Annotated in this window: 19 protein-coding genes; 17 read left to right on the forward strand and 2 right to left on the reverse strand. The window is 31.0% G+C overall.

Going from position 1 to position 18798, the window contains the following annotated elements:
- Window positions 1-134: DUF2920 family protein (locus H2279_RS07150; protein WP_337196099.1), on the reverse strand; the 134-nt coding region annotated here is incomplete at its 3' end.
- 142 nt (window positions 135-276) lie between these two features.
- On the opposite strand from H2279_RS07150, the gene lepA reads away from it, so the two are divergent.
- Entirely contained in the window at window positions 277-2067 is a 1791-nt protein-coding gene (lepA, locus tag H2279_RS07155) for a translation elongation factor 4 (protein ID WP_337196082.1), read from the forward strand.
- A 3-nt stretch (window positions 2068-2070) separates the two neighbouring features.
- On the opposite strand, the gene H2279_RS07160 is transcribed toward lepA, so the two are convergent.
- Window positions 2071-4437 (reverse strand): hypothetical protein, encoded by a 2367-nt coding sequence (locus H2279_RS07160; RefSeq protein WP_337196083.1) that lies wholly within the window; start codon window positions 4435-4437, stop codon window positions 2071-2073.
- A 229-nt stretch (window positions 4438-4666) separates the two neighbouring features.
- Between H2279_RS07160 and mapA the strand changes: the two genes are divergently transcribed.
- From mapA to H2279_RS07240, 16 genes are all read left to right on the forward strand, one after another.
- On the forward strand, window positions 4667-5308 hold the full coding sequence (mapA, locus tag H2279_RS07165) for an outer membrane lipoprotein MapA (protein ID WP_337196084.1): 642 nt from the start codon (window positions 4667-4669) through the stop codon (window positions 5306-5308).
- On the forward strand, window positions 5305-5880 hold the full coding sequence (locus H2279_RS07170; RefSeq protein ID WP_337196085.1) for a ComF family protein: 576 nt from the start codon (window positions 5305-5307) through the stop codon (window positions 5878-5880). Before mapA ends, H2279_RS07170 begins: the two co-directional genes overlap by 4 nt.
- A gap of 40 nt (window positions 5881-5920) precedes the next feature.
- Window positions 5921-8494: a DNA gyrase subunit A gene (gyrA, locus tag H2279_RS07175; RefSeq protein WP_337196086.1), complete on the forward strand. Its 2574-nt coding sequence runs from the start codon at window positions 5921-5923 to the stop codon at window positions 8492-8494.
- Window positions 8495-8562: 68 nt separating this feature from the next.
- On the forward strand, window positions 8563-9084 hold the full coding sequence (gene flgP / locus H2279_RS07180; protein WP_337196087.1) for a flagellar assembly lipoprotein FlgP: 522 nt from the start codon (window positions 8563-8565) through the stop codon (window positions 9082-9084).
- A complete protein-coding gene (locus tag H2279_RS07185) occupies window positions 9060-9509 on the forward strand; it encodes a hypothetical protein (protein ID WP_337196088.1) in 450 nt (149 codons plus the stop codon). Before flgP ends, H2279_RS07185 begins: the two co-directional genes overlap by 25 nt.
- Window positions 9510-9556: 47 nt before the next feature.
- The gene (locus tag H2279_RS07190; protein ID WP_337196089.1) at window positions 9557-10852 is read left to right on the forward strand and encodes a sigma-54-dependent transcriptional regulator; all 1296 of its coding nucleotides are present in this window, start codon (window positions 9557-9559) and stop codon (window positions 10850-10852) included.
- Window position 10853: 1 nt separating this feature from the next.
- Entirely contained in the window at window positions 10854-11894 is a 1041-nt protein-coding gene (locus H2279_RS07195) for an aspartate-semialdehyde dehydrogenase (protein ID WP_337196090.1), read from the forward strand.
- Window positions 11894-12400: a YqhA family protein gene (locus H2279_RS07200; RefSeq protein WP_137623363.1), complete on the forward strand. Its 507-nt coding sequence runs from the start codon at window positions 11894-11896 to the stop codon at window positions 12398-12400. Before H2279_RS07195 ends, H2279_RS07200 begins: the two co-directional genes overlap by 1 nt.
- A 56-nt stretch (window positions 12401-12456) precedes the next feature.
- Entirely contained in the window at window positions 12457-12648 is a 192-nt protein-coding gene (locus H2279_RS07205; RefSeq protein WP_137623362.1) for a pyruvate ferredoxin oxidoreductase, read from the forward strand.
- 9 nt (window positions 12649-12657) lie between these two features.
- Window positions 12658-13089, forward strand: a complete 432-nt coding sequence (locus H2279_RS07210; RefSeq protein WP_337196091.1) for a c-type cytochrome — start codon at window positions 12658-12660, stop codon at window positions 13087-13089.
- 56 nt (window positions 13090-13145) lie between these two features.
- Window positions 13146-14225: an ABC transporter substrate-binding protein gene (locus H2279_RS07215; RefSeq protein ID WP_407920017.1), complete on the forward strand. Its 1080-nt coding sequence runs from the start codon at window positions 13146-13148 to the stop codon at window positions 14223-14225.
- A gap of 8 nt (window positions 14226-14233) precedes the next feature.
- Window positions 14234-15343, forward strand: a complete 1110-nt coding sequence (locus H2279_RS07220; protein WP_337196092.1) for an ABC transporter substrate-binding protein — start codon at window positions 14234-14236, stop codon at window positions 15341-15343.
- 7 nt (window positions 15344-15350) lie between these two features.
- Window positions 15351-16289, forward strand: a complete 939-nt coding sequence (locus H2279_RS07225; protein WP_137623358.1) for a branched-chain amino acid ABC transporter permease — start codon at window positions 15351-15353, stop codon at window positions 16287-16289.
- A complete protein-coding gene (locus H2279_RS07230; protein WP_337196093.1) occupies window positions 16290-17333 on the forward strand; it encodes a branched-chain amino acid ABC transporter permease in 1044 nt (347 codons plus the stop codon).
- A complete protein-coding gene (locus H2279_RS07235) occupies window positions 17330-18100 on the forward strand; it encodes an ABC transporter ATP-binding protein (protein ID WP_137623356.1) in 771 nt (256 codons plus the stop codon). The genes H2279_RS07230 and H2279_RS07235 overlap by 4 nt, the downstream gene beginning before the upstream one ends.
- Window positions 18087-18782 (forward strand): ABC transporter ATP-binding protein, encoded by a 696-nt coding sequence (locus H2279_RS07240; protein ID WP_137623355.1) that lies wholly within the window; start codon window positions 18087-18089, stop codon window positions 18780-18782. The genes H2279_RS07235 and H2279_RS07240 overlap by 14 nt, the downstream gene beginning before the upstream one ends.
- The last annotated feature ends 16 nt before the right edge of the window (window positions 18783-18798 follow it).

Raw genomic sequence — 18798 nt, forward strand, 5'->3', positions numbered from 1 at the left:
CCAATCATAAAAACTATAGCATTCATTTCTTTTTCATCATCATAAGTCATACGATATTCTAGTTTTGAAGTTCTTTTGATATTAAGTTCCACATCATCACAAGAAGAAATTTCATAAGTTTTATTGACAAGCATTGATAACCTTTTGATATTTTAAAGATGATTATACTTAAAATTTGGTAAAAAATAAAAATACACATCTATTTAAGATTAAATTTAATCATTTCTGAAAAATATTTTTGCTAAAATTTTAAAAAGTATATTTTTTAGGAAGACAATGGAAAATATTAGAAATTTTTCAATCATAGCGCATATTGATCATGGAAAAAGCACCCTAGCAGATAGAATCATTTCAGAATGTGGAGCTATTAGCGATAGGCAAATGAGTGCTCAAGTTATGGATACTATGGATATAGAAAAAGAACGAGGCATTACAATAAAAGCCCAATCTGTTCGTTTAGAATACACCTTTAATAATCAAAAATATATTTTAAATTTGATCGACACTCCAGGTCATGTCGATTTTTCATATGAAGTAAGCAGATCTTTGGCAAGTTGCGAAGGAGCTTTGCTTGTAGTTGATGCTTCTCAAGGCGTTGAAGCACAAACCATAGCCAACGTTTATATCGCTCTTGAAAATAACCTTGAGATTATCCCAGTTATCAACAAAATCGATCTTCCAAATGCGGATGTAGAGAAAGTTAAACATGAAATCGAGCATATTATAGGTATAGATTACAAAGATGCAATTTGCGTGAGTGCTAAAACAGGTTTAGGAATAAAAGAGCTTATAGAAACAATTATCACTAAAATTCCAGCACCAAAAATAGACAATGAAGCTCCTACTAAAGCTTTAATTTATGATTCTTGGTTTGATAATTATTTGGGTGCTTTGGCTTTAGTGAGAATTTATGAAGGACAAATTTCTAAAAACGATGAAGTTTTAGTAATGAGTACAAATAAAAAGCATATTGTCCAAGATCTTTTTTATCCCCATCCTTTAAATCCAATCAAAACGCAAAGTTTAAAATCAGGCGAGGTTGGAGTTGTCGTTTTGGGACTTAAAACTGTTGGCGATGTGCAAGTTGGAGATACCATCACTTTAACTAAAAATAAAGCTAAAGAAGCTATAGGGGGTTTTGAAAAAGCAAAGGCTTTTGTATTTGCAGGACTTTACCCTATAGAAACGGACAAATTTGAGGATTTAAGGGATGCTTTAGATAAATTAAAACTTAATGATAGTTCTATTACCTACGAGCCAGAAACTTCTTTGGCTTTAGGTTTTGGCTTTAGGGTTGGTTTTTTAGGTCTTTTACACATGGAGGTTATTAAAGAAAGATTAGAAAGAGAATTTAATCTTGATCTCATTGCTACAGCTCCAACGGTAACTTATGAAATTTATCAAACCAATGGAGAGCTTTTGAAAATTCAAAACCCTAGCGAACTCCCACCAGTTAATAAAATCGATCATATTAAAGAGCCTTATGTTAAAGCTACGATTATCACTCCGAGTGAGTTTTTAGGAAATTTAATCACTCTTTTAAATCGCAAAAGAGGGATGCAGGTGAAGATGGATTATATCACACCTGAACGTGTTTTATTGGAATACGATGTGCCTTTAAATGAAATTGTGATGGACTTTTATGATAAATTAAAATCTTTAACTAAAGGATATGCGAGTTTTGATTATGAGCCGATCGAATTTCGTGTTGGAGATTTGGTTAAGCTTGATATTAAAGTAGCGGGAGAAAATGTCGATGCTTTAAGCATTATTGTGCCAAATGAAAAAGCGCTTAGCAAAGGAAGAGAGCTTGTAAGTGCGATGAAAGAAATCGTTCCTAGGCAGCTTTTTGAAGTTGCTATTCAAGCAAGTATAGGAAATAAAATCATTGCAAGAGAAACGGTTAAGTCTATGGGAAAAAACGTAACCGCAAAATGTTATGGCGGAGATATTACTAGAAAAAGAAAGCTTTTAGAAAAGCAAAAAGAGGGTAAAAAAAGAATGAAGGCTATCGGTAAAGTTCATTTACCTCAAGAAGCCTTTTTAAGTGTTTTAAAAATTGATTAAGTTTTATTTTGAATTTATAATCTCTTCCATTTCCTCATCAATAACTTCAGCAATTATTTGATCGTTGAAAACATAAGAAGGGATTTTTGGTCTATTGGATACAATAGCTATGACAATAGGTTTTAAAATTTTATTTGAAGAGGCTAGTATCATAGAAATTTTAATATTTTCATCAAAAAATTTCTTTTCATTTCTTACCATTTCTTCTATAATGGATTTAAATAAAGAAGATTCTGTATCAGATAGCTTAAATAGTTTTGCTAATGTTATTGCATGATCGCAAAATATCCTTTTCTTTTTGATTAAGTCATCTTCTACATCCTCTAAGAATTTTTTTGCAATTTTGCCAGTTATAGCTGAGCCAATCATACCGCCTACTAATCCCCCAACCATTGTTCCAGCAACTGGAACTACAGAACCTAAAGCAGCTCCAGCTATAGCTCCAGCTGTTCCACCAGCAATTGAAGAAGAATTAATAGCAATATTTTTGAAACATTGTGTTGAAGAAATTTTACCTCTCATCATTTGTGTTACTTCAATACTAGAAGTAACAGCCATCATAGAGGCCGCAGCTATAAATTGACCTCTCAAGGCACTATTGGCAGCGTTTTGCATAGCAGCTTGCCCTGCTTTTTTGCCTGAGGTTTCAACTAAGGCTTGTCCGATTTTTTTTCCTATCACTCCTTTAAATTCAAAATCAATCATTTGTTGTAAAAAATTATTTACAGCTCCTATTCTTTGCACCTGAGCTCCAATCATATAAACCGCAAAAGCTTGTCCACCCATTTTAAATGCAATGATAGAAGATTGTTTTAGAGCCTCTTTTAAATTTTTATTATTGTGATATAAAATTGCTGAGTTAATAATAAAACTTATTCCAAATACAGTAGAGGCTGTTACAGCACCATTCTTAGCATCAAATTTTAAGCTTTCTTTGGAACAAAATTTAGAGTAATTAACAGCTTCTTGATAAGTAACACTCCCTTTTTTAATGATATTTTTTGCCTCATTTGGATCACTAATTCCTAGAACTTTTCCTTCTTGTATCTTCTTTTGCATTCCTTTAACAGCAGCTTCGTATTGATCTTTTGGAACTTCTAAAGTCATAGGTTTGTTATTATCATAGTAGCGATAATTTCCATTTTTATCAAAAGCCGAGTTTATAGTTCTTTGTGCTGTTTTATAATATTTGGTTTGTATTGAAACCCCATCTACTAATCTATCTGGACCATTTTTAGCATTATTTCCTCCAACAAGTTTGGCTTTTTTAAAAAAAGATTCGTTTTCATGATTCATGATTTCAGCTGCCAAACCGTGTCCTGTCTGCTTATTTTGAAAAACCGCAAAGTTTTTAGCCCAGCTTTTTGACACGCCAATTTCTGCAAGTAGTGTGGTGATAGTAATATTAGCATTTAAAAGAGTGGAATTTTTTCTTTTTTCGTATTCTTCTAGTCTTTCATCATCTTTCATAATAGGATTGATTTCTTCGCTAAGTTTTTCACATAGTTTTTCCGTTTCTTTACATAACGAAGAACAAAAGTATTCTTCATCGTTATTATCATTGTACTTAGCTGATCCACAAGATATACAAAATTTAAATTTATCTTTGTTGATATTGTGAATAAAATACTCATCAGTCCCAAAAAGATATTTTTCTATTTTGCCTTGATGTAAAATCAAATCTTCAATTTCATTTTTTTCTAGCATAATAATTTCACTAAGTTTTTTAAATATTTCTTTTTTAGAAATTCTTTCATCGGATTTGATGATTTCGTCTATAATTTGCAATAAATCTTGCAAATATTCTGTTTTAAAGATAAATTCATTTTCTCCTAGTTTGATTTTTTCGAGTTTTAATCCATCTTTTAGAGATTTAAATACGTCATTGATTGTTAGCGATATTATATCTTGATCTTCTTCTTTGGTTTTTGGCAAAATATCTTTTAAAATATCATTTATGTTTTTAAAAGCTAGAGTGTCATTACCAATGCTTATTAATTCATTTTTAGTCAGTAAAATTAAATCTGATATCGTTTTTAAGCTTTTAAGTGTATATAGAAATAATATGGAAAATGCAAAGCTTATAAAATATTCATAGTCTTTTATTTTTATCATGCTTGAATATACAAATGGGGATAAGCTTACAATGGAATTGAAAATTTTATATCTTTTTAAAAGTAGTTTTTTTATTTCAGTTTGTTCTTTCCAATTTCTTTTTATATCTTTGACTAAATTATCGATTGAAAAATTCCAAATTGTTAATATAATGATTAAAATAAACAATCCATTGATAATATAGCCGAAATTCATAGGATTGATTGCTATCAAAAAACCTAAAAACGAAAGTAAAAATAATTTTATAAATTTCATACACCTACCTTAAAATTATGATATAAAAATTGGATTATATCCCCCCCCCCAATTAAGATAAGCTTAAAATTATAGTTTTGTTTTTAGTACAAGAATGCAATTTTTAAAATTTTTTGTTAATTTTTCAATAAAAATTAGAATTTTATTTTTAAATTGCACTTGAAATTTGTTGATAATTTTAATACAATGCTTGAAAAATAATTTTTTATAATAAATTTAAGGAGAAAAAATGATTAAAAAGTGTTTACTTTTTGTGCTTGCTGCTTTGTTTTTGAATTCTTGTGCTAGCAAGAATACTTTTGATCAAGTTAATCAAATTTCTAAAGATTCAGCGTGCAGTCCTTGCAAAAGCCCGAGTGGTTATGAAGCTAAAATAAAAGGTCTTTTATATATCAGCGATGTTGGAATTCAATGTTGTGCTAACAAACGCACTCTAGATACTGCGGTGGCTTTGAAAAAAGTATATTTGCATCGTTTTTATGATTTAAAAGAGGAGCAAAAGGTATTTTTTGCGAAAAATCAAAAATTGTATGTAGATTTAGATTTTAATGCTATTTTTTATGTTTATTTAAAACAAGAACTTCAAGCTAGAGGCATTGTAGTGCTTGACGATAATAGCGCGGATTCTCCTTATGTGACTAAAATTGATCTTGCTTTTTCAAAATACAGCGCAAGACAAGATGGAACAGGATTGCATTCAAAACTTGTTGGAGTTTTAAATTTAAGTGATGTTAATAAAAATAGAAAATTTACTTTACGCACAAAACAAGATGTACAAGGTTTTGAAAATTTAAAAGACGTTCCATTTTATACACATTTACTTATAAAACAAATGGCTAATAAAGCAGCAAGTATTATTTCAGAGCTTTGAAATGTTTAAATTGCGGAGGTTTTACTCTGCTTTGTTTTTGCGATGTTTGTTCTCAAGAATTATCTGAATTTTCTTTAGGGATAAGAGTTCTTGAGGATAATTTTAAAGTGTATTCTTTTTATAAATATCACGAGATAAAACATTTATTACACTCCAAACATCATTTTTATGGTTATTTTGTTTTTCATTTTTTAGCAAAGCTTAGTTTTGCTAAATTTAAAAATTTCTTTTCTCCTGATGAAAAAATCAATGTTATAGCCTTAGATGATAGGGTGGAAAATTTACTCTATTCTCATTCAGCCATTTTAGCTAAATACTTAAAAACTAAGTTCATTAAGCCTGTATTTGGAGCTTTACATTCTCAAAATTCTTTAAAATATTCCGGAAAGAGTTTGACATATAGGCAAAAAAATAAAAGAAATTTTAAACTTTTAAAAAGAATTTCTCATCCTGTGATTTTAGTTGATGATATTGTAACTTCGGGTTCTAGTTTATTGGAAGCTAAAAAATTTTTAGAAAAAAACAAAATTTCTGTTCTTTTTGCCCTTGTTTTAGCTGATGCAAAAGTTTAATATGGTAAAATAAAAATTTCAATATTGTGGAAGGATTTTTATGGAAAATATTTTTAACAAAGATTCTGATATTGAGATTGTCGATATAGAAAATTCCATTAAAAGTAGTTATTTAGATTATTCTATGAGTGTTATTATCGGGCGTGCTCTTCCGGACGCAAGGGATGGTTTAAAGCCTGTGCATAGAAGAATTCTTTATGCTATGAATGATCTTGGTGTTGGGAGTCGCAGTGCTTATAAGAAATCCGCGCGTATTGTCGGGGATGTGATCGGTAAATACCATCCACATGGCGATATCGCTGTTTATGATGCCTTAGTAAGAATGGCGCAAGATTTTTCTATGCGTTATCCAACTATAGATGGGCAAGGAAACTTTGGATCTATAGATGGAGACGGTGCTGCTGCAATGCGTTATACTGAAGCTAGAATGACGATTTTAGCTGAAGAACTTTTACGTGATATTGACAAAGATACGGTGGATTTTATTCCAAATTATGATGATTCCATGAATGAGCCTGATGTTTTACCTGCTAGGGTGCCAAATTTATTACTTAATGGATCTAGCGGTATTGCGGTGGGTATGGCAACCAATATTCCTCCACATAGTTTAAATGAATTGGTCGATGGTCTTTTATATTTACTTGATAATAAAAATGCCACTTTAGAAGAATTGATGCAATTTATCAAAGGCCCTGATTTTCCAACCGGCGGTATTATATATGGTAAAAAAGGTATTATTGAAGCTTATCGCACTGGACGCGGTCGCGTAAAGATTAGAGCAAAAACTCATATAGAGAAAAAGTCAAATAAAGATATTATTGTTATAGATGAACTTCCTTATCAAACTAATAAAGCAAGACTCATAGAGCAGATCGCTGATCTTGTAAAAGAAAAACAGATCGAAGGAATTTCTGAAGTCAGAGATGAAAGTGATAGAGAAGGAATTCGTGTTGTTATAGAGCTTAAACGCGAAGCAATGAGTGAAATTGTTTTGAACAATCTTTTCAAATCTACAACAATGGAAAGCACCTTTGGTGTGATTATGCTTGCCATTCATAATAAAGAACCAAAGATATTTTCTTTAAGTGAGCTTTTAAATCTCTTTTTAACTCATAGAAAAACAGTCATTATTAGAAGAACTATTTTTGAACTTCAAAAAGCAAGAGCAAGAGCACATATTTTAGAAGGTCTTACTATTGCACTTGATAATATTGATGATGTGATAGCTTTGATTAAAAATAGCCCTGATAATGCTAGTGCAAGAGATTCTTTAATGGCAAAATTTGGCCTTAGTGAAATTCAAGCTAATGCTATTTTAGATATGAAACTAGGTCGCCTAACAGGACTTGAAAGAGAAAAAATCGAAAATGAACTTGCAGAGCTTATGAAAGAAATCGCAAGATTGGATGAGATTTTAAAAAGTGAAAAATTACTTGAAGATTTAATCCGTGATGAATTAAAAGAAATTAAAGCTAAATTTGATGTACCGCGTATCACTCAAATAGAAGATGATTATGATGATATAGATGTGGAAGATTTGATTCCAAATGAAAATATGGTGGTGACTATCACTCATCGCGGTTATATCAAGCGTGTTCCAAGTAAACAATATGAAAAACAAAAGCGTGGTGGCAAAGGTAAGCTTGCTGTTACGACTTATGATGATGATTTTATAGAAAGCTTCTTTACAGCAAATACTCACGATACCTTGATGTTTGTAACCGATCGAGGTCAGCTTTATTGGTTGAAAGTTTATAAAATTCCAGAAGGATCAAGAACTGCTAAAGGAAAAGCTGTTGTTAATTTGATCAATTTGCAAGCTGAAGAAAAAATTATGGCAATTATTCCAACAACTGATTTTGATCAAAGCAAATCTTTATGCTTCTTTACAAAAAATGGTATTGTTAAGCGTACTAATTTAAGCGAATATCAAAATATACGTAGTGTCGGTGTAAAAGCGATTAATCTAGATGAAAATGATGAACTAGTTACAGCAATCATTGTCCAAAGAGATGAAGGAGAAATTTCCTTAGCTTCAATGGTGGATAATATTGAAGTAGAGAATGAAGTAGAAAATGAAGAGTTACCAGAAGAGGAAATAAAAGGAAAAATGCTTTTTGCGGTTACAAAAAAAGGTATGTGTATCAAATTTCCTCTTGCAAAAGTGCGTGAAATTGGCCGCGTAAGTCGTGGAGTAACGGCTATTAAATTCAAAGAAAAAAATGATGAATTAGTGGGTGCTGTTGTCATAGAAAATGATGAGCAAGAAATTCTAAGTGTTAGTGCTAAAGGTATAGGAAAACGCACAAATGCTGGAGAGTATAGACTTCAAAGTAGAGGAGGCAAAGGTGTTATTTGTATGAAACTCACTGATAAGACCAAAGAACTTATTAGCGTGGTGATTGTAGATGAAGATATGGACTTGATGGCTCTTACAAGTAGTGGAAAAATGATCCGAGTTGATATGCATAGTATTCGCAAGGCCGGACGCAATACAAGTGGAGTTATCGTTGTAAATGTAGAAAATGATGAAGTTGTTAGCATTGCTAAATGTCCTAAAGAAGAAGTTGATGAGGAAATTAGCGATGAAAATCCAGATTTAAATTTAGAATAGTTTTGTAAAAAGTTGGAACGCTTTTTGCTTTTAAAGTATTAATGACAAAAAATTTTGAAGGTGTAAATATGAAAAAAATTTTTATGATGCTAGTTGTAGCAGGAATTTTTGTTGGCTGTGTGCCAAGCGCTAATGGAGTAGCGGGCAAGAATGCAAGTAGCACTCCTGCAAATTCTCAAGCTCCAGAAATTATCGTACAAAAAGTTGATAAAGATGATGTACGCGATATCATCAAGCAAGAAAAAATGTTAGCTCCTGATACAACAGATAGCGAACTTAGTTTTACTGCTGTTGGAGAAGGTATCGCTCCGATGAATACTGTTTCTACAGCTCAAGCACTTGCACTCGCAAAAAGAGCAGCTATTACAGATGCTTACAGACAACTTGCAAGCAAACTTTATGGTGTGAAAGTAAATGGTAAAGATACTGTTAAAGATGCTATGCTTAGAAGCTCAACTATTACTGCTCAAGTAAATGGGTTGATCAAAAATGCAAGTATTATTGATGAAAATTTCAATCAAGGTCTTTATAGAGTAAATGTAGAACTTAAGATTGATGCGGACAAGTGGAAAGAATTGTTTGCTTATTGATTTTTTTAAGCTTGAAAGTTTTTGCTCAAGATGAATTTATATTTTGGGCAGAACTTTCAAGTAAAAATTTAATTCTTTTTCATCAGAGTCAAAATATCTCTTTGGCCATGACTCAAAGTGAAAATGCTATCAGCGAATTTGCCTGTGAAATACCCTACAATGATGATGATTTAAAAAAATTTCCTAAAACTGAATTGGGCATGATTGATGATCATATGGCAAAAAATATCAAGCTTAATTTTTTAAATTCTCACAAAGAAGAATTAATCGATTGTTTTACTGGCGCAAAAGTTTCTATAAAAGATATTACAAAAACAGATCTTATGAAGGCTCAAAATGAAATTTATATTAGAATTTTACCTTTGCGTTTTAGTGTGGATTTTGGTTTAAAAAGTGCCATAATATATTATCTTAAAAAAAAGTGACTTTAAGCCTTATTTTGTTATTATTGTAAAAATTCTAAAGGTTGGTAATGAATTTAGTGATCGTAGAAGATGATATCAATATGAGAAAATCTCTCGAAATAGCTTTGGGTGAATACGAGGAATTTAAAATCAAATCCTATAAATCAGCCACAGAAGCACTTAAAAAAATCGATTCTAGCACAGATTTGATTATTACAGATATAAATATGCCTGGAATGGATGGTCTTGAATTTGTTAAAGCTTGTGAAAACAAATATGACTTTATTATTATGACAGGAAACGCAACCTTAAATCGTGCTATTGAAGCTATGCGACTTGGAGTTAAAGATTTTTTAACCAAACCTTTTGATATAGAAACTTTAGTTGAAGCTATTAAACGTGCAAAGATTATACGTCAAAAAACTTCTGATAAAAAACCTAAAGGAGAAAATACCCATAAAAATACAGGTTTTTTCTCTACATCCGAAAAACTAGAACAAGCTTTAAATTTAAGTAAAAAGGCAGCAAAAACAGATGCTTCGGTTATGTTTTTTGGTGAAAGTGGAGTGGGTAAAGAGGTTTTTTCTCGTTTTATTCATGAAAATTCACAACGTTTTGATAAGCCCTTTATAGCTATTAATATGGCTGCAATTCCTGCAAATCTAATAGAAAGCGAATTATTTGGATTTGAAAAAGGAGCCTTTACAGATGCTAATGCTACTAAAATAGGTCTTTTTGAAATGGCTAATGGAGGAACTTTATTTTTAGATGAAATTGGTGAAATGCCTTATGAGATACAAGCAAAACTTTTAAGGGCTTTACAAGAGAAAGAGATTGTAAGACTTGGAAGCACTAAAAATATTAAAATCGATGTAAGAATTATAAGTGCGACTAACGCTAATTTAGATGAAAAAATAAAAAATGGAGAATTTAGATCAGATCTTTATTATCGTTTAAACACTATTCCTATAAATATTCCGCCTTTAAGAGAGCGTAAGGAAGAAATCTTAGAAATTGCTAATAAAGTTCTTGAGCAAACTTGTCAAGAGTATAATTTTGAAAACAAATGTTTAAGCAAAGAAGCTGAAAAAACTTTACTAGAATACAATTATCCAGGTAATATCAGAGAACTTATTTCCATAGTGCAACGTGCTTGTATTTTAAGCGAAGGAAATGAAATTTTACCTCAAGATTTATTTTTGGAAGCTAGGACTTTTAAAAAAGATGTGAAAAATTTGGAAAAAGAATTATTGGAGCAAATTTTAAAAGAGCTTGGCTTTGATAAACAAAAAGCGGCAAATGAGCTTGGAATGAGCCTTGAAATTTTAGAGAAAAAAATCAAGCAATATCAAATAAAGGAATAAAATGGCAAAAAAGCAAAAAATAGCCATAGTTGGCGCAACTGGTGCTGTCGGAGAGGAGCTTTTAAACGTTTTAGAAGAGCTTGAATTTCCAGTTGAAAGCATCTTGCCTTTAGCAAGCGCTAAAAGTGCAGGGGATGAGATAGAATTTAAAGGAAAAGTTTATAAAGTAAAAGAATTAAAAGAAGATACTTTTAAGGAAAATCCAGTCGATATCGCTTTTTTTAGCGCAGGTGGAAACATAAGCAAACAATACGCTAAATTTGCTGTTGAGTGCGGTGCTGTAGTTATTGATAATACAAGTCATTTTAGAATGGATAAAGATGTTCCTTTGGTTGTTCCAGAATGTAATTTTGAAGATATTAAGGATTGGAAAAAAACAGGAATTATTGCAAATCCAAATTGCTCAACAATACAAATGGTACATGTTTTAAAACCACTTGATGATGCTTTTGATCTTAAGCGAGTAGATGTAAGCACTTATCAAGCTTCTAGTGGTGCAGGTAAAGAAGGTATGCAAGAATTAGTTGAAGGAATGCAAAGTTTTTTTGCTTTTAAATTAGACGAATTTAAAGCTCAAACCTTTCCACACACTTTAGCTTTAAATTTAATTCCGCACATTGATGAATTTACAGATAGTGGATATACTAAAGAAGAGTTAAAGATGATCAATGAAACGCAAAAGATTTTACATAAAAAGCTTCAAATTTCAGCGACTTGCGTTAGAGTTCCGGTCTTAAGAAGTCATAGCGAGTCTATTACTATGCATTTTAATCAAGAGGTTGATGTTGCCAAAGCGCGTCAAATTTTAAAAAAGGCTTCAAGTGTTGTTGTTTTAGATGATCCAAAAAATAAAAAATATCCTATGCCTTTAACCACAAGTGATACTAATGAAACCTATGTAGGAAGAATTCGCTCAGATCAATACGATAAAAAAATACTTCATTTGTGGTGCGTTGCGGATCAAATTCGTGTAGGAGCGGCGACTAATGCCGTTAGAATTGCTCAAAAATGGTTGGAATTGAAAAATAATCAGGAAAAATAATGTTAGAAAAAATTTTTGAATCTCTATTGGTTAAAAGTCGCATAGTTACAATTTTGCCTGTGATATTTGGGCTTATAGGTGCTTTTGTGCTTTTTGTGATTGCAAGTTATGATGTTTTTAAAGTGATTTTATACACTTATAATTATTTTTTTGGTTTAAATGCAAGTATTGATTTACATGAAGATGTTGTTGCTTTGATAATAGGAGCTGTGGATCTTTATTTGATGGCTTTGGTTTTGTTTATTTTTTCTTTTGGTGTTTATGAGCTTTTTATCAGTGAAATTGAAGAATTTAAACAAATGAAACAAAGTAAAGTTTTAGAAGTGCATAGTTTAGATCAGCTTAAAGATAAGCTAGCAAAAGTTATTATTATGGTTTTGATTGTAAATTTTTTTCAAAGAGTTTTGCAAATGAAATTTTCAACACCTGTGGATATGACTTTTTTAGCAGGTTCTATCTTGGCACTTTGCTTGGGTCTTTATTTTTTACATAAAGGAAATCATTAAGATTGATTATCTTTTTTTGATATAATCAACTCTTTAATTTTTAATAGAAAGTGTATATGAAAATAATATTATTTTTTATTTCAATGATGCTTTGTTTAAATGTTTGCAATGCGACACCTTTGGATGAAATTTTTAAAGATATTGAGGTATCTGGAACTATACGTTATACGTGTGGAAATTCAAAGAGTAAAAATATCCATGGCTATAATTTTAACAGAAATGATATCAATATAAGTAAAATAAATTAAGGAAATATGATGATTTTTCGTTTGTTTTTTATAAGTTCTATTTTTATCGTAGCTCTTTTTGGCGTTAGTCTAAAATCTATTTTTGGATATACTTTTGATGCTAATAAACAATACAATTTAGCCGAAGCTAAAAAGATTTATTTTAAAAATAAATGCAACGTTTGTCATGGGGATAATGGAGAAAAAAGTACTTCTCGCTTTAAAGCATTAAAGGATATGTCCGCAGAAGATATTAAAACAGCTTTAATGGGCTATACTTTGGATAATACTTCTACTATGACTTCTCAAATGGCCTTATATGCTAAAAATTTAAGCCATGATGATATGGATAATATTATCGCTTATGTTAAAGGAGATAATTTTGCTCTTGATTTACAAGTTAAAGATTTGATAGAGGAGGAGCCTCCTAAAAAAACAGAACATAATATTTTTTTAAAATAATTTAAAAAGGATTAACAATGAAAAAAATAGTTTTTTTGTTAAATATTTTTATTTTTATGAATTGCAGTTTATATGCAAAAACAATTAATATAGGTGTTGTCTTGCCACTAACAGGATCGGTAGCTGCTTATGGACAAGATGTTTTTAGTGGGGTTGAGCTTGCTAATAAATTAAATCCAAAGCTTGATAATGGCGATATAGTCAAATTAATTATAATTGATACTAAGGGTGATAAACTAGAAACAACAAGCGGCATCAATCGTTTAATCACACAAGATAAAGTTTTAGGTATCATTGGAGAAACCACTACGCCAAACACAATTCAAGCAATTTCTATTATTGAAGATAAAAAAATCCCTCTTATAGCTCCAGTAGCTTCAGGAGATAAGCTTTTAGACGGTAAAAAATATGCTTCTCGCGTTTGTTTTAGCGATGGTTTTCAAGGTGATAAATTTGCTACTTATATCACTAAAGATTTAAATTTAAAAAATGCTGTTATTATTATTGATCAAAGCAATGTTTATTCTTTAGGTTTAGCAAAAGCTTTTGAAAAATCTTTAAAAGCTAATGGTGGAAAAGTTTTAAAAAAATTGATAATTAGCTCCGGAGATAAAGATTTTAGAGCGATAGTATCGCAACTAAAGAGTTTAAATCCCGATTTTGTTTATATGCCAATTTATCATCCAGAAGCAGCTTTGATAGCTAGACAAGCTAAGCAGTTAGGTTTTGATAAATTATTAACCGCAGGAGATGGAGTAAATAATAAAACCTTTATAGAATTAGGTTCAAGTGCTGTTAATGGTGTGATTTTTACTGATAGTTTTGATTCTAGCAATCCTTCAACAAATCGCGGTAAAAAATTTATTGCTGAATATGAAAAAGAAAAAGGAGATAAAGATCTTCCTGCTTTTTCGGCAATGGGTGCCGATGCTTATTATGTCATGCTTAATGCTATGAATGCTTGTAAAGATAATCTAACAAGTGAGTGTATCAATGATAAAATTCATCAAACTAAAAATTATGAAGGCGTTGGGGGTTTTATAAGCATTGACGCCAATGGAAATGCTGTTCGTCCTGTTGTTATAAAAGAAATTCAAAATGGTAAGCAGGTTTATAAAGCCTTGATAAAACCTTAGGAGCACCCATGAGTAAAAAAATAATTTTAATTGCATTTTTAATTTTAAATTTAGAAGCTAAGGATATTAATCTAGGAGTTGTTTTGCCTCTAAGCGGAGCTACGGCAGCTTATGGGCAAAGTGCCTTAGATGGTATTGAGATTGCAAATAAAATGCAAGGATCTTTACAAAATGGCGATAAGATCAATTTAATAGTTTTAGATACTAAAGGCGATAAAATAGAATCTTCAAGTGCGGCAACTCGTCTAGTTACTCAAGATAAAGTATTGGGTATTATTGGTGAAATGATCACTGCAAATACCTTACAAGTTATGAGAGTAGCTGAAGATAATAAAATTCCACTCATTGCACCTGCAGCAACTGGAGATAAACTTTTAGAAAACAAAAAATATTCTAGCAGGGTATGCTTTATGGATAGTTTTCAAGGATCTTCCTTGGCAAAATATGTTAATGAAAAATTTGGCTTTAAAAAAGCAGTTGTAGTAGTGGATCAAAGTACGGATTATTCTTTAGGCTTAGCAAAAGCTTTTGAAAAGGAATTTAAAGCAAGAGGTGGAAAAATCTTAAAGGTATTAAGGGTAAATTCAGGAGATAAAGATTTTAGAGCTATAATCACTCAAATTAAAATTTTAAATCCAGATTTTATTTATTTGCCGCTTTATTATAGCGAGGCAGCTTTGTTTGCAAGACAATCAAAAATCATAGGCTTAAATGCTCCTATGGGTTCTGCTGATGGCGTTGCGGATGCTACTTTTATAAAATTAGCTAAGGAAGCATCTGATAATTATATTTTTACCGATAGTTTTGATTCTTACAATCCTATAACAAAACTAGGTAAGGATTTTATCTTAGCTTATGAAAAAGAGAAAAAAGATAAAGAAGTTCCTGCTTTTTCAGCAATGGGTGCTGATGCATACTTTGTAATGCTTAATGCTATGAATGCTTGTAAAAATAACCTAACAAGCGAATGTATCAATGATAAAATTCATCAAACTAAAAATTACGAAGGTGTTTCTGGGGTTATCAGTATAGATAAAAATGGTAATGCTATTCGTTCTATTATTGTAAAAGAAATTAAAAATCAAAAACCAATATATAAAGATATAATAAATCCTTAGGACTAAAATGGACTCGATTTTATTTTTTCAGCAAATTGTTAATGGTTTAAGTTTAGGGAGTATGTATGCTCTTATTGCCGTAGGTTATACTATGGTTTATGGTGTTTTAAGGCTTATTAATTTTGCCCATGGTGATATAATGATGGTTGGAGCTTATATAGCGCTTTTGCTTATTAATTGTCTTTCTCCATTTATCAATACTACTTTATTAGATAATCATTATGTCTTAGCAATTTTTATAGTCGCTTTAATAGCTTCTATGATTTTTTCTTCTCTTGTGGGAGTGATTATTGATAAAATTGCTTACAAGCCTTTAAGAAAAGCTCCTAGAATTTCACTTTTAATTACAGCTATTGGGATTAGCTTCTTTTTGCAAAATTTATTTAATATGATTTTCACTTCAACAGAGCAGCAATTTCCAGTTCCTCCAATTTTTGAAAAAATGGTTACCTTGGGTAAAGTCAGTATGACTTTAGGTTCTTTATTGGTTCCTTTGGTGACTTTACTTGTAATGTTTATTGTTCTTATCTTGCTTTATAAAAGCAAATATGGTATTGCTATTCGTGCTTTAGCTTTTGATATACAAACGGTAAATTTAATGGGAATTAATGCAAACCGCATTATAGCTATTGTTTTTGCTTTAGGTTCTGCTTTGGCAGCTTTAGCTGGAATTTTTTGGTCGAGTAATTATTATTCAGTTTATCCTACTATGGGAACTTTAGTAGGGCTTAAGGCGTTTGCAGCGGCTGTTTTAGGTGGAATTGGTTCTGTGGTTGGAGCTGTTTTAGGTGGGTTAATTATAGGACTTACTGAAGTGATGGTTGTTGCTTTCTTTCCAGATCTTTCAGGCTTTAAAGACGCTTTTGCTTTTATCTTTTTAGTATTTATTTTGCTTTTTAGACCAACGGGAATCTTGGGTATTAATTTTGAAAAAAGTAGGTTTTAGATGATAAAGATGAAAATTTCTGCTTTAATTTATATTATTTTAGCTATTGCTTTTATTGTGATAGCACCGCATTTTTTTGATAGCTATGGAATGGGGATTTTAAATCAAATTGCTATTTATATCACTTTAGCTGTGAGTTATAATCTTATCAATGGCGTGACTGGGCAATTTTCATTAGAGCCTAATGGTTTTATTGCTATTGGTGCCTATGCGGCCGCTTTAGTACTTTTAAGCGTTGATCAAAAAAATGATTTATTTAGCTTAGAAGATCCTAGCCCTATTATCTTAGCTTTTCACACAAATTCATTTATTTTAGCTCTCATAATTGCTGGATTTAGTGCTTGTGTTTTATCTTTAATCCTTTCTTTTGCGGTTTTTCGTGTTAGGGGTGATTACCTAGCAATTGTAACTTTAGGTTTTGGTATTATCATACAAAAATTAGCTATCAATTTTCCAAGTTTGACAAATGGTTCGATGGGATTAAATGGTGTTCCTTTATTTTCTAATTTATATTGGACGGGTGGTATTGCAATTATTGCGGTTATTTTGATTTTGAATTTAGTGTATTCTAAATTTGGTAGAGCTATGAAAGCTATACGTGATGATGAAGATGCCGCGAGTGCTATGGGTATCAATACTTTTTGGATTAAAACTCTTGCATTTTCAACTTCTGCTTTTTTAGAAGGAGTAGGCGGGGGGCTTTTGGTATGCCTTCTTGGATCAGTTTCTCCTGAACAATTTGGTTTTGAATTTACTTTTGTGCTTTTAATTATCATTGTTTTAGGTGGGCTTGGTTCGACAACTGGAGCCATAGTTGGATCTATATTGGTTATAGGTGGTATGGAATGGTTGAGATTTTTAGATGAATTGCAGATTAAAATTGATATTTTAAATATCAATATCGAGTCTATGCCGGGTCTTCGTATGGTTGCTTTCTCTTTGGTATTAATTTTAGTTATGCTTTTTGCAAGAAGAGGAATTTTTGGAGATAAAGAGCTGAATTTCTTTTTAAGCAAAAACTCCAAAAAGAAAGGATTTAAATGATACTAGAATTAAAAAATATCACTAAATCTTTTGGAGAAGTGCAAGCGATCAATGAGACTTCTTTTTGTATCCAAAAAGGAGAAATTTTTGGTTTAATTGGCCCTAATGGAGCTGGAAAGACAACTTTATTTAATATTATCACAGGAAATTATAAACCAACTAGCGGGGAAGTATTTTTTCAAGATCAAAAAATAAGCCATCTTAAACCTTATGAAATTGTGCATTTAGGCATAGCAAGAACTTTTCAAAATATAAGACTTTTTTCAAGTATGAATGTTCTTGAAAATGTAATGATAGGTTTTAATAAGCAAATGAGATATAGTATTTTAGAAGCATTTTTTCATTTGGGACGTTTTGGCAAGGTTGAAAAAGAATTTAACCTCAAGGCTTATAACATTTTAGAGGAATTAGGAATAGCTGATTTGGCAAATGAAAAAGCTACAAGTTTAAGTTATGGGCAACAAAGAAAGGTTGAAATCGCTCGTGCAATGGCAACAAACCCAAAACTTTTATTGCTAGATGAACCAGCTGCTGGTATGAATTCAAGCGAAAGCGATGAGTTGGCTGAACTCATTTTAAAATTAAGAGAAAAATATAAAATCAGTATTTTATTGATAGAGCATGATATGAAATTTGTTAATCAGCTTTGTGATAAGGTTTTAGTACTTGATTATGGTAAGACTATCTTTGAAGGAAAATTAAGTGATGCGGTTGAACATAAAGAAGTGATCGCTGCTTATTTAGGGGATTTTGATGCTAGTAGTTAAAGATTTGCATGTATATTATGGCTTGATTGAAGCTGTTAAGGGTATAGATTTTAAGGTTGATACAGGTAATATAGTTTCACTTATAGGTTCTAATGGAGCAGGTAAAACTTCTACTTTAAACGCTCTTTTAAATTCAGTTAAACGCACCGGAGAGGTTAATTTTTTAGGCTATGATACTAAAAGGCATTTAACTCATACTTTAGTACAAAAAGGTATAGCTTTAGTTCCAGAAGGAAGACGTGTTTTTATTAATCTTAGCGTGGAGGAAAATTTAAAGATCGGAGCTTATAATAATAGTGAAAACTATGAGCACTTAAGAGAACAAATGTATAAATTATTTCCACGACTTGCAAGTAAGAAAAATTGTATGGCGGGAAGTTTAAGTGGTGGAGAAGCTCAAATGTTAGCTATTTCAAGAGCTTTGATGAGTGAGCCAAAGCTTTTAATGCTTGATGAACCTTCTTTGGGTTTGGCGCCTAAAATTGTTGGTGAAGTTTTTGATATTATAGTTCGTTTAAAAAATGAAGGTATAACTATACTTTTAGTTGAACAAAATGCTTATTCTGCTTTAAAAATAAGTGATTATGCCTATGTTTTAGAAAATGGCAAAATTGCGATGCAAGATAAAGCCAAAAATTTAATCGGAAATGATGATATTAGAAAAAAATATTTAGGATTGTAAAAAAAGGACATTAAAA

The organism is Campylobacter sp. B0100352/1 (genome assembly GCF_020135855.1).
Taxonomy (GTDB): Bacteria; Campylobacterota; Campylobacteria; order Campylobacterales; family Campylobacteraceae; genus Campylobacter_D; species Campylobacter_D taeniopygiae.

Excerpts from the sequence above, each read along its gene's own strand:
- H2279_RS07190 (WP_337196089.1), top strand. The coding sequence starts at position 9,557 with ATGAATTTAGTGATCGTAGAAGATGATATCAATATGAGAAAATCTCTC.
- H2279_RS07200 (WP_137623363.1), top strand. The coding sequence starts at position 11,894 with ATGTTAGAAAAAATTTTTGAATCTCTATTGGTTAAAAGTCGCATAGTT.
- H2279_RS07220 (WP_337196092.1), top strand. The coding sequence starts at position 14,234 with ATGAGTAAAAAAATAATTTTAATTGCATTTTTAATTTTAAATTTAGAA.
- lepA (WP_337196082.1), top strand. The coding sequence starts at position 277 with ATGGAAAATATTAGAAATTTTTCAATCATAGCGCATATTGATCATGGA.
- mapA (WP_337196084.1), top strand. The coding sequence starts at position 4,667 with ATGATTAAAAAGTGTTTACTTTTTGTGCTTGCTGCTTTGTTTTTGAAT.
- H2279_RS07240 (WP_137623355.1), top strand. The coding sequence starts at position 18,087 with ATGCTAGTAGTTAAAGATTTGCATGTATATTATGGCTTGATTGAAGCT.
- H2279_RS07235 (WP_137623356.1), top strand. The coding sequence starts at position 17,330 with ATGATACTAGAATTAAAAAATATCACTAAATCTTTTGGAGAAGTGCAA.
- H2279_RS07225 (WP_137623358.1), top strand. The coding sequence starts at position 15,351 with ATGGACTCGATTTTATTTTTTCAGCAAATTGTTAATGGTTTAAGTTTA.
- H2279_RS07215 (WP_407920017.1), top strand. The coding sequence starts at position 13,146 with ATGAATTGCAGTTTATATGCAAAAACAATTAATATAGGTGTTGTCTTG.
- flgP (WP_337196087.1), top strand. The coding sequence starts at position 8,563 with ATGAAAAAAATTTTTATGATGCTAGTTGTAGCAGGAATTTTTGTTGGC.
- H2279_RS07160 (WP_337196083.1), bottom strand. The coding sequence starts at position 4,437 with ATGAAATTTATAAAATTATTTTTACTTTCGTTTTTAGGTTTTTTGATA.
- H2279_RS07205 (WP_137623362.1), top strand. The coding sequence starts at position 12,457 with ATGAAAATAATATTATTTTTTATTTCAATGATGCTTTGTTTAAATGTT.
- H2279_RS07210 (WP_337196091.1), top strand. The coding sequence starts at position 12,658 with ATGATTTTTCGTTTGTTTTTTATAAGTTCTATTTTTATCGTAGCTCTT.
- gyrA (WP_337196086.1), top strand. The coding sequence starts at position 5,921 with ATGGAAAATATTTTTAACAAAGATTCTGATATTGAGATTGTCGATATA.
- H2279_RS07230 (WP_337196093.1), top strand. The coding sequence starts at position 16,290 with ATGATAAAGATGAAAATTTCTGCTTTAATTTATATTATTTTAGCTATT.
- H2279_RS07195 (WP_337196090.1), top strand. The coding sequence starts at position 10,854 with ATGGCAAAAAAGCAAAAAATAGCCATAGTTGGCGCAACTGGTGCTGTC.